Annotated in this window: 4 protein-coding genes; 3 read left to right on the top strand and 1 reads right to left on the bottom strand. The window is 57.7% G+C overall.

Annotated features, from left to right (window positions below; all coding sequences use genetic code 11):
- The coding region (locus RSB01_RS14060) for a hypothetical protein (RefSeq protein WP_332625750.1) at positions 1-431 on the top strand (431 nt) is incomplete at its 5' end.
- 58 nt (positions 432-489) lie between these two features.
- Here RSB01_RS14060 and bamE read toward each other — a convergent pair.
- Positions 490-969, bottom strand: coding sequence for an outer membrane protein assembly factor BamE (bamE, locus tag RSB01_RS14055; protein WP_332625748.1), 480 nt, complete (start codon positions 967-969; stop codon positions 490-492).
- 91 nt (positions 970-1,060) lie between these two features.
- Here bamE and RSB01_RS14050 point away from each other — a divergent pair, with 91 nt between their 5' ends.
- Both RSB01_RS14050 and RSB01_RS14045 read left to right on the top strand, forming a co-directional pair.
- A complete protein-coding gene (locus tag RSB01_RS14050) occupies positions 1,061-1,588 on the top strand; it encodes a ubiquinol-cytochrome C chaperone family protein (protein ID WP_332591532.1) in 528 nt (175 codons plus the stop codon).
- A partial coding sequence (locus tag RSB01_RS14045) for a DUF177 domain-containing protein (RefSeq protein WP_332591531.1) occupies positions 1,585-2,102 on the top strand: 518 nt, incomplete at its 3' end. The genes RSB01_RS14050 and RSB01_RS14045, both read left to right, overlap by 4 nt.

Below are 2,102 nucleotides of genomic sequence, written 5' to 3'. Positions count from 1 at the left end.
AAAGACGCACCTTGATCTTGTCGATGGCCGTATTGGCGCTTGGTACCCGTCCGGCCATGGCCGCACCGGAAGCAACTGCGCCTGAACCGGCATCTGTCACTATGACAGGTGTAGGATTGCCTGTTTTCGTAGATGGGCGCGTTCGCAACCACATCTTTGTCGAGTTGAAGCTGCATCTCAAAGCGGGCTTTGCGGTCGAGCAGGCGCGCGCCAAAGATACTGTGATGCGCGACGCCTTGATCCGCGAGGGACACAGGCGCTCTTTCGGGATGGCGGATAACTGGAACCGTGTCGACGAGCGGGCGCTGGCAGCGGCAGTTATGCAGATTACGGCAACGCATCTGGGGCGCGGTAATGTGGTGCGTGTAGAGATTGTACGACAGACCCCGCGTATGCGTGTGCGGACACCGTCTGCGGTTCCGGCAAGTTGAATACAAAAACGGCCCCGAAAACATTCGGGGCCGTTTTTGATTGCATGGCGACAGGGTATTAGTCGCGGCGCTGTTGGCCCGGCTGGTCCTCGTCCGTGCGCGGCAGCTGGCCACGGCCGACGTTACCCAGAAGCTGTTCCAGAACCGTCAGCGAACGGCCACGGGTCGGGGTTTCGCGCTTGTTCATCGCGATATCGACCTTGTCGTCCAGGTTCAGGCTGCGAACAGCCGATACAACACCACTTTCCTCGTTAAAGGTGACTTCGGTGATGTTGCGCTGAGTGACCTTGGGCGTGCTGTAGGTATAGCGCTCGGTCGTTTGCGAGATGTAGTACCAGACGTTTTCGGCCTCAAAGGTCGAAGCGGTCGAAGGCGAACCCAATTTTGTCAGGACGGATTCGCGGGTATCGGTGCCGACGACAATGTCCTCGGGCTTGTTGTCGATGACCTGAAAACCCTGCGGCGAGACGCGCGGCGCACAGGCAGCGGTCAGAACGGTAAGGGAAATCACGGCAAGAAGCGACTTGGTGCGGAGCATCTGCGATGGGCCTCTGCGAAAACTGTTCTTTGACCTAACCTCCGGAGCGCCTTAGTGCAACGTCGCGGAGTCATGAGGGCCATGAAATAATATGTTCAAATCACTATTCAGACCCAAACCGGTCGAACGTGACGCTCTGGAACTGTATGCCAAGGCGGTCGAACAGGCACGTCAGCCGGCCTTTTATACCGATCTGGGTGTGGCGGACCGTATCGATGCGCGATTCGAGATTTATACGCTGCATGTCCTGCTGCTGTATGTGCGCCTACGCCATGAAAACGAGCGCGGCGCGGCACTGGCCCAGAAGCTGTTCGATCACTATGTATCAGCACTAGATAATGTGCTGCGCGAACTGGGCGTAGGCGATGTTGCGGTAGGCAAGAAGATGCGCAAGCTGGGCGAGGCTCTGTATGGCCGTATGGCCAGCTATGAAAAAGCTCTGTCGGAAGGTGATCGCGACGCTCTGGTCGCGTCCATTGCCCGCAATGTCTACGAGACCGAGGATTCCGCCCACGCGGGCACCTTGGCCGACTACACCCTTGCCACTCACCAAGCCCTGAGCCTTCAGACGATGGCCGAGATTGAACACGCGCCGCAATGGGCGCAAATTAACGGATGACCAAGATTCAACTCCCCTATAGCGAGCCTGTCCGGCTCCATCAGATCGGTGCAAACCTTGAGCGCACGCTTGTGCCCGAGGCCGCCGATCGTACACGCATTGCGAAGGCACTTAATCTGGCGTCGCTTGATTCCCTGACCGTCGATATGACTGTAGTCCCGACGGTTTCGGGTTTTCGTATGGACGGGCGCGTAAGAGCCGAGGCCGTGCAGGCCTGTGGCCTTTCGCTGGAGCCTATGCCGGTGACAGTCGATCGCGACTTCACCGTGAATTTCGTTCACGAAGCCGAACCGCAGAATAACGAAGACGGCGAAATCGATATCGAACTGGATGACAACTTCCCTGATGTCATCGAGGACGGCAAAATCGATCTTGGCCAGCATGCTGTCGAACAATTGTCGCTGTCGCTTGATCCGTTCCCGCGTAAGGAAGGTGCCGTATTTGTGCAGCCGCCCGAGCCGGTCGAAATCTCGCCGTTTGCGGCACTGAAAGCGTTGAAAGATACGAGCCAAGG

Origin of the sequence: Brevundimonas sp. (assembly GCF_036659295.1) — a bacterium.
Taxonomy (GTDB): domain Bacteria; phylum Pseudomonadota; class Alphaproteobacteria; order Caulobacterales; family Caulobacteraceae; genus Brevundimonas.
Note: the sequence above shows the minus strand (reverse complement) of the source record. Positions and strands in the feature narration are given on the sequence as shown.

Bases quoted from the DNA above. Each gene is read 5' to 3' on its own strand.
- bamE (WP_332625748.1), bottom strand. From the start codon at position 969: ATGCTCCGCACCAAGTCGCTTCTTGCCGTGATTTCCCTTACCGTTCTG.
- RSB01_RS14050 (WP_332591532.1), top strand. From the start codon at position 1,061: ATGTTCAAATCACTATTCAGACCCAAACCGGTCGAACGTGACGCTCTG.